The following is an 8,377-nucleotide window of genomic DNA, read 5'->3' as shown; positions in this document are numbered from 1 at the left end:
GAGCTCGGTCGAGTCCTGTGAAATTTGGGGGCCCCCCCCCCCGCGCGGGGGGCCCCGAACACTAAAGCAAACACCCAAAAGCGCAGTGCAAACCCCCCCCCCCCGCCCCCGCGGTGGGGGGGGCCCCCCCCCGGCCCCCGCGACCGGCACACTGGACGCCTGCACGGACGACGTCGTCCGCGCGGCCCGGCTCGTGCCCCGAGCCCCGACACCCCGAGGTGCACCATGACCGGTAGGACTCCCGGCGGCGACGCCGCCGGCGCACCGGGCGACGACCCGGTCCCCGACCGCATCCACGCCCGACCCGTCCCGCGGCCCGGCCGGTGGATCTCCGCCGTCGTGCTGCTGGTCCTCGCCGCGATGGCCGCCAACGCCCTGCTGACGAACGAGAAGTTCCGCTGGGACGTCGTCTGGCTCTACTTCCGCGACGTGACGGTCGTGCGCGGCGTGGGCTGGACGCTCGTGCTGACGTTCTGCTCGATGGCGATCGCGATCGTGCTCGCCGTGCTGCTCGCGATCATGCGGCGGTCGGACAACCCCGTCATGAAGTCGGTGAGCTGGGGCTACATCTGGTTCTTCCGCGGCACCCCGATCTACACCCAGCTCGTGTTCTGGGGCCTCGTCTCGGTGCTCTACCCGCGCCTGAGCCTGGGCATCCCGTTCGGCCCCGAGTTCTTCGAGTTCCGCACGGCGGACCTGTTCACGGCGTTCGTGTGCGCGCTCATCGGGCTCTCGCTCAACGAGGCCGCGTACCTCGCGGAGATCGTGCGCGCGGGCCTCGGGTCCGTGGACCCGGGCCAGACCGAGGCTGCCAAGGCGCTCGGCATGAAGGACGGCAAGATCCTTCGGCGCATCGTGCTGCCGCAGGCCATGCGCGTCATCGTGCCCCCGACGGGCAACGAGACGATCTCCCTGCTCAAGACGACGTCGCTCGTCCTCGCCGTGCCGTTCACGCTCGACCTGCAGTACTCGACGAACGCGATCGGCAACCGGCTCTTCCTGCCGATCCCGCTGCTCATGGTCGCGGCGATCTGGTACCTGCTCATCACGAGCGTCCTCATGGTCGGCCAGCACTACATCGAGCGGTACTACGGCCGCGGGTTCGGCACGCAGACGGCGGCCCGACGCCGCGGGCGCGGCCCCGGAGGCCGGGGCGGCGGGCGCCGGAAGCCGAGCAAGCAGGACCTCATCGCCGCGTCCGGCACGACCAAGGACGACCCCTTCCTGGAGGTGACCCCGTGAGCGGGACGCACGACGCGGCGGCCTCGCCGGCCAGCCGCACAGGCGACCGGACCGCCGACGCCACGCCGATGGTGCAGGTCGAGGGCCTGCACAAGATGTTCGGCGACCTGCACGTGCTCCGGGGCGTGGACCTCGAGGTCCCGCGCGGCTCGGTGTGCGTCGTCCTGGGGCCGTCCGGGTCCGGCAAGTCGACGCTCCTGCGCTGCGTCAACGAGCTCGAGGAGATCACCGGCGGACGCATCCGCGTCGACGGCGAGCTCATGGGCTACCGCGAGGTGACCAAGGACGGGCGGACGCGCCTGCACCGCCTGCACCCCAAGGTCGTCGCGCGCCAGCGCTCGCGCATCGGCATGGTGTTCCAGCGCTTCAACCTGTTCCCGCACATGACGGCGCTCGAGAACGTCGCCGAGGCGCCGGTCCAGGTGCGCGGGCTCGGGAGGGCGGCGGCGCGCGCGCAGGCGACCGAGCTCCTGGCGCGCGTCGGCCTCGTCGACCGGGCCGACCACTACCCGGCGCAGCTCTCCGGCGGGCAGCAGCAGCGCGTGGCGATCGCGCGCGCGCTCGCGATGGAGCCCGAGCTCATGCTGTTCGACGAGCCGACGTCGGCGCTCGACCCCGAGCTCGTCGGCGAGGTGCTGGCCGTCATGCGCGACCTCGCGCGGTCCGGCATGACGATGATGGTCGTGACGCACGAGATCGGGTTCGCGCGCGAGGTCGCGGACACCGTCGTCTTCATGGACGAGGGCGTCATCGTCGAGCGGGGCACGCCCGACCAGGTGCTCGGCGACCCGCAGCACGAGCGCACGCGCTCGTTCCTCGCGCACGTCCTGTAGGCGGGGCGGGCCGCGAGATCGGCCTGTGCGTCCGAGATCGGCCCTCGGAAGGTCGACCCGGTGACGTGGGGGTCGATCTCGCGCGCCTCGGCTCAGCCCGCGCGACGGCGGCGCGGGAGCGCGGGGGCGTCGTGCCCCGGGGCGAGGCGGGGCGAGAGGCCCGTGGGGCGCGCGACCGTGACCATCTCCCCGCTGAGCGCCCGGCCCAGGTGCACGAGCGGCAGCATGTTCTCGTGCTCGACCACGAGCGCGTCGTAGATCGGGGTCTCGCTGTCCGGGGTGGGGGAGAGGGTGTGGGAGAGAGATCGCGTCGGCACGCCTCCCACCTTCGGTGAGGGACGTGCGTTCCGCGACCGGAAGCGGTGACGTGTCCGTGAGACGTTCGTGGAGACCGGGCGCGCACGCCTCGGACCGGCGCTGACGAGCCACCGGTGGCGCGACGTCGTCGGGCGCGGTTCACTGCATCCTGACGCGCACCGGCCGCCGCGTCCCGGTCGCACCCGGGAGGACCGCATGAGCCTCGCCCCGATCGTCCACGAGCTCCGGCTCGCGTGCCCCGTCGAGGTCGCCTTCGACACGTACGTCGACCGGATCGCGGAGTGGTGGCCCCCCGGGTACACCGACGACGCCCGGTCGTTCTCCGGGCTCGTCGTCGAGCCCGTCGTCGGCGGGCGCGTGGTCGCGTCCCACGGCGCCGACGAGCAGGTCTGGGGGCGCGTGACGCTCTGGGAGCGGGCGACCCACCTCGCGCACACGTTCACCCCGGGGCAGCCGCCCGGCCGGGCGTCGCTCGTCCGGGTCGACCTGCGGCCGAGCACGACCGGGACCGCCGTGCGGTTCGAGCACGGCGGGTGGGCGCCCGGCAGCGAGCGCGTGCGGTCGCGCTTCACCGGGTGGCCACGCATCCTCAGCCGTTACGCGCGGCTCGCCGAGCACCCCGACCCGGAGAAGTGAGCTCCGGGCTCGTGGGGGACCACCACGGTCTCACCAGCCCCAGTCGCCCCAGTCCCAGCTGCCGTCGTCGGTGTTCCCGTCGTTGCCGTTGCCGTTGCCGTTGTTCCCCGGGCCGGGCTGGTTCTGCTGGTCGCGCTCGTCCTGCTGCTTCTGCCGGTCGTCGAGCTCCTGCGACCGCTGGGCGGCGTCCTCCTCGGCCTTCGTGATCGCCGCCTCGCGCTCGCTGAGCTGCGTCGTCGCCGCGTCGAGCTCGGCGCGCTGGGCCTCCAGGTCGGCACGCTCCGACTCGAGCTGCTCGCGCTCCGCCGCGACCTCGCTCTGCACGCGCTGCGCCTCGGCCTTCTCGCGCTGCGCCTCCCCCTGCGCGGAGAGCGTCAGGCCGATGCCGACGAGCAGGCCGAGAGCGACGCCCGCGAGGCCGACGGCGGTCGGGACGAGCCACCGGCGGCCGCGGTCGGGGGCGGCGTCCTCGTCGTCGTCGGCGCCGGGGAGCGCGAGCGGACCGACGCCCCCGGGGGTGCGTGCCGTGCTCGCCGTCGCGCGCGGCGGTGCCGCGGCAGGGCCGGCGGGCGTCGGGCCGACGGGGACCACGCCGGACCGCGCGGCTCCGGCCGAGACCGTCGGGGCCGCGCCCGCGACCGCAGGGCGTGCGGCCGGGTCGTCGAGCAGCGCGCCGAGCGCGGGGAGGATCATCGTCGAGCTGGCGACCGGGTGGTCGTCGACGGCGCCCGTCGCGACCGGGGCGAGCGTCGCCACGTGCGTCGCGTCGGACCCCGGACCCGTGAGGGGTGCGCCGACCGCCGGGGTCGCCCCGGACGAGCGCGCGCGCAGCGACCGCCGCGTCGGCGTCCCGGACCCGGAGGGCAGGGGCTCGGTCGTGCGGAGGACCGGCGCGTCCGGGAGGGGCACGGGGACCGGGGGCCCCGAGGTCGCGGCGTCCTCCCAGAACACCCAGCCCGGGGGCGGGGCCGGCCAGGACGGGTCCGGGTGCCAGTCGGTCGTGGGGGTGAAGCCCTCGGGCACGGGCCACCCCGGGGGCGGTACGAACCGCACGGCCATGGGGTCCTCCTTCGGTAGCGTCCGGCGCACGGTCGACGGGGACGCAGGGTCTCGACGGGGCTCCGGGTTCGACGGGAACAGTAGGGGAGTCGTGGCCACCGGCACGAATCGCACCGGCCGCGGACCGGCAGTGGCGCCCGCGCGCCGGCCACGGACCGACCGCAGACCGGCACGGACCGGAGGAGAGGTGGCGGTGCCCCTGGTGCGTCCGGGCGTGCGGGGAACGCTGCGCCGCGACGTGGGTGGCCGCTGGTAGAACGGACACAGACCGGCGAGGCGGCCCAGCTCCCGCCCCGGCGGCGATCGTCCCCGACCCGGAGGTGTGCGTGTTCCTCGTCGACGAGCCGGCGCTGCGGACCGTCGCAGCCGACCCCGGCCGGGCCGCCACGGGCGGCGCGCCCGCGCGCGAGCGCGTCCTCGTGCACTCGGCGAGCGACCTCGTCGTCGCCGCCGACTGCGAGTACCGGCTCCTGTGCCGGCTCGACGAGCAGCTCGGCCGTGCGCCACGCAGGGCTGCGGGGGACGACGCGATGCTCGCGCGCACCGCCGCGCTCGGCGCTCGGCACGAGCGCGAGGTCCTCGCGCGCTACGAGGCCGAGCACGGGGCGTTCGACCCGACGACGGGTCGCGGCGTCGTGCGCCTCGAGCCGCCGCGCCGGGTCTCCTGGGACGCGCTCGTGGCGGCCCAGGCGAGCACGCTCGCCGCGCTCGAGGCCGGTGCCGACGTCGTGCACCAGGCGGCGTTCTTCGACGGCTCCTTCCACGGGCGTGCCGACTTCCTCGTCCGGACCGGCACCGACGACACGGGGTCGGCCCGCTACGCCGTCGTCGACACCAAGCTCGCGCGGCGCGCCAAGGTCCCCGCGCTCCTCCAGCTCGCCGCGTACGGCGACCAGCTCCGGGCCGCGGGCGTGCCCGTCGACCCCGACGTCTCGCTCGTGCTCGGCACGCGCGAGCGCACCTCGCACCGCCTCGCCGACCTCCTGCCCGTGTTCCGGGACCGCCGCGACCGGCTCGTCCGGCTCACGGCCGAGCACGTCGCGCGCGACGGCCGCGCCCCCTGGGACGACCCCGCCGTCCGGGCGTGCGGGCGCTGCGACGACTGCCGGGCGCAGATCGACGCGCACCGCGACGTGCTGCTCGTGGGTGGGGTGTACGAGTCGCAGCGCGCACGGCTGCACGCGGCGGGGATCCGCACGATCGACGAGCTCGCGGCCGCGACCGACGAGACACCCGTGCCCGACGGCATGAGCCGGTCCTCGTTCGCGAAGGTCCGACGCCAGGCCGCGTTCCAGCTCGGCACCGGGCCCTCCGACGGCACGGTCGTGTGGGCGGACGCGGCGGGACCCCACGAGCTCTCGTGGCGCATCGACGACCCGGCCCCCGTGCTCGCGCTGCCTGCGCCGAGCCCGGGTGACGTCTTCTTCGACTTCGAGGGTGACCCCCTGTGGACGGATGCGGGCGGCACGAGCTGGGGCCTCGACTACCTGTTCGGCTGGGTCGAGCGTCCCGACGCGCCCGAGGACCGCCCGCCGTTCCACGCGCTGTGGGCGCACGACCTCGCGGCGGAGCGCGACGCCCTCGTCGCGTTCGTCGACCACGTCAACGCGCGCCGCCGCACGTACCCGGACCTGCACGTCTACCACTACGCCGACTACGAGCGCGCGCACCTGCTCGCCATCGCCGCGCGGCACGGCGTGTACGAGGAGGAGGTCGACGACCTCCTGCGCGACGGCGTCCTCGTCGACCTCTACGCCGTCGTGCGCCAGGCGCTGCACGTCTCCGACAAGTCCCGGTCGATCAAGAAGCTCGAGCCGCTCTACATGGGCGACGAGCTGCGCACCGGCGACGTGACGACCGCCGCCGCGTCCGTCGTCGCGTACGCGGAGTACACCGCGCTGCGCGAGGCGGGGCGCGACGACGAGGCGGACGAGCTCCTCCGCGGGATCGCGGACTACAACCGGTACGACTGCGTGTCGACGCTGCGGCTGGGGGAGTGGTTGCGTCATGCCGTTCTCGCCTCCGAGGTGGTGGCCTCGGGTGCGGGGTCGGGGGAGGTGCGCGCCGTCTACCATCCGCGCCGCTCGTCCCTCGCGGCGCTCCCGCCAGACCCGACCACGACGGCGCGCACCTCCCCCGACCCCGCCATGTCCGTCACCTCCCCCGGGGGCGAGATCGCGCCCGACAGGCGGGGTGAGGATCTGGCGACCGACGAGCTGCGGGAGCGGTCGTCCGTGGTGGTGCTGGAGGAGGAGATCCGGCAGGTCGTGGGGGAGGATCGTGCCCGGCGTGGTGCCGAGGAGCAGGCGCTCGCGCTGTACGGCGCCGCTGCGGGGTACTTCCGGCGCGAGGCGAAGCCGTTCTGGCACGAGCACTACTCGCGGCTCTCGCTCCCGGTGGACGAGTGGCTGGGGCGCCGCAACGCGTTCCTCGTCGAGCAGGCCGAGGTCGTCTCGGGCTGGGAGGTCGAGCCTGGGCGCCGGACGTGGTCGCGCCGCCTGGAGCTCGTGGGCCGGCTCCCCGAGGGCAGCGACCTGCGCGTCGGCGTGGCGCCGTACGTCCTCTACGACCCGCCGCTGCCGCCGTGCGTCAGGACGGCGGCCGACGGGGTGCGCGGCTGGCTCACGGGCGCGTCGGTCGTCGACGCGCGCCGCCGTGCGACGCCCGCGGGCGAGCGGGACGTGCTCCTCGTGCGTGAGCAGCTCCCGACCGGTGCCGAGCCGTTCGACGCGACGCCCGTCGCGCTCACCCCGTCGCCGGGCCCGAGCGCCAAGCCGTTGGAGGCGGCGGCGGAGGCCGCCGCGCGGTCCGCGCTCCGGACGTGGCAGACGACGGGGGCGCTGCCGCGTGACGCCGCGACCGACGTGCTCCTGCGGCGACCCCCACGGCTCGTGCCGGCGACGGCAGCACGCGCGGACCGCCTCCACGTCCCGGAGGGGGGCGACGGCGCGCGCGTCCCGGCAGGCGACGACGGAGCGGCCGGGCCCGGGCTCCCGCCCGTCGTGGACGACGACATCGTCGCGGCGGTCACGGCCGCCGTCGAGCGCCTCGACGACTCGTACCTCGCGGTCCAGGGCCCGCCCGGGACGGGCAAGACCTACGTCGGGTCGCGGGTCGTCGCGCGGCTCGTCGCGCAGGGCTGGCGGGTCGGGGTCGTCGCGCAGTCGCACGCCGTCGTCGAGAACATGCTCCGGGCGGTCGTGCTCGGGGCCGGCGTCCCGCGCGAGGTCGTGGCGAAGAAGGTCGCGGCGGACGGGCCGTCGGCGCGCGCCGTGTACGACGAGCTCGACGGCGCCCACCTCGCGGCGTTCGCGACGCAGCCGGGGCCGCGCGTCGTCGGCGGGACCGCCTGGGACTTCGCGGCGGACCGCCTCCCGGCCGGCACCCTCGACCTGCTCGTCGTCGACGAGGCCGGTCAGCTCTCGCTCGCGACCACGGTCGCCGTGTCGCGCGCCGCGCGCCGGCTCCTCCTGCTCGGCGACCCGCAGCAGCTCCCGCAGGTCAGCCAGGGGCGGCACCCCGAGCCGGTCGACCGCTCGGTGCTCGGGTGGCTCGCCGACGGTCACGGGGTGCTGCCCGCACTCCGCGGCTACTTCCTCCCCCTGACGTGGCGTCTGCACCCGCGCCTCGCGCAGGCCGTCTCGACCCTCGCGTACGAGGACCGTCTCCACGCGCACCCGTGCGCCGCGGCCCGCGAGCTCGACGGCGTCCCGCCCGGGGTCGAGCAGGTGCTCGTGGCGCACGCGGGGAACTCGGTGCGCTCGCCCGAGGAGGCGGCCGAGGTCGTCCGCCAGGTCGAGCGGGTCCTCGGGCGGACGTGGACGACGACGGTCGACGGGGTCGAGGAGCGACGTCCGCTCGGGCAGGGGGACGTCCTGGTCGTCGCGGCGTACAACGCGCAGGTGTGGGCCGTGCGCGGGGCGCTCGAGGCCGCGGGCTACCCGGACGTCGAGGTCGGCACGGTCGACCGGTTCCAGGGCAAGGAGGCGCCGGTCGTCGTCGTGACGCTCGCCGCCTCGTCGGGCCGCGAGGCGTCGCGCGGGCTCGGGTTCCTGCTCTCGCGGCACCGGGTCAACGTCGCGGTGTCGCGAGCGCAGTGGAGCGCGGTCGTCGTGCGCTCACCCGGTCTCACCGACCTCCTGCCGCACTCCCCGCGCGGTGTCGAGGAGCTCGGCGCGTTCCTCGGGCTGGCGGGCTCCCCGCCCGTCGGCTGAACGGCGTCCGGCCGGCGGGCGAGTCCCGCCCGCGGTGAGCCGGGGATGCGCTCGGCCGAGCAGGGCTCGCCCGGC

General features: G+C 75.7%; 6 protein-coding genes. 4 read left to right on the top strand and 2 right to left on the bottom strand.

The annotated features are described in order from the left end of the window. The first annotated feature begins 225 nt into the window (after positions 1-225). The gene (locus ACFVN3_RS01355; RefSeq protein WP_378229782.1) at positions 226-1,242 is read left to right on the top strand and encodes an amino acid ABC transporter permease; all 1,017 of its coding nucleotides are present in this window, start codon (positions 226-228) and stop codon (positions 1,240-1,242) included. Positions 1,243-1,310: 68 nt separating this feature from the next. Continuing rightward, positions 1,311-2,075, top strand: a complete 765-nt coding sequence (locus ACFVN3_RS01350; RefSeq protein WP_378230314.1) for an amino acid ABC transporter ATP-binding protein — start codon at positions 1,311-1,313, stop codon at positions 2,073-2,075. Between the two features lie 92 nt (positions 2,076-2,167). Here ACFVN3_RS01350 and ACFVN3_RS01345 read toward each other — a convergent pair whose 3' ends face one another. Continuing rightward, complete coding sequence (locus tag ACFVN3_RS01345; protein ID WP_378229780.1) at positions 2,168-2,392, bottom strand: hypothetical protein; 225 nt, start codon at positions 2,390-2,392, stop codon at positions 2,168-2,170. 196 nt (positions 2,393-2,588) lie between these two features. Between ACFVN3_RS01345 and ACFVN3_RS01340 the strand changes: the two genes are divergently transcribed. Beyond that, positions 2,589-3,029 (top strand): SRPBCC domain-containing protein, encoded by a 441-nt coding sequence (locus tag ACFVN3_RS01340; protein ID WP_378229778.1) that lies wholly within the window; start codon positions 2,589-2,591, stop codon positions 3,027-3,029. Positions 3,030-3,059: 30 nt separating this feature from the next. Here ACFVN3_RS01340 and ACFVN3_RS01335 read toward each other — a convergent pair whose 3' ends face one another. Next, complete coding sequence (locus tag ACFVN3_RS01335) at positions 3,060-4,088, bottom strand: hypothetical protein (RefSeq protein ID WP_378229776.1); 1,029 nt, start codon at positions 4,086-4,088, stop codon at positions 3,060-3,062. A 326-nt stretch (positions 4,089-4,414) separates the two neighbouring features. Here ACFVN3_RS01335 and ACFVN3_RS01330 point away from each other — a divergent pair, with 326 nt between their 5' ends. Beyond that, entirely contained in the window at positions 4,415-8,302 is a 3,888-nt protein-coding gene (locus tag ACFVN3_RS01330) for a TM0106 family RecB-like putative nuclease (RefSeq protein ID WP_378229774.1), read from the top strand. Positions 8,303-8,377 lie beyond the last annotated feature (75 nt).

This window comes from Cellulosimicrobium sp. NPDC057862, from assembly GCF_042797035.1.
In the GTDB taxonomy this organism is placed as follows: domain Bacteria; phylum Actinomycetota; class Actinomycetes; order Actinomycetales; family Cellulomonadaceae; genus Cellulosimicrobium.
The sequence above is the reverse complement of the archived record's forward strand: the minus strand, read 5'-3'. Positions and strand labels throughout refer to the sequence as shown.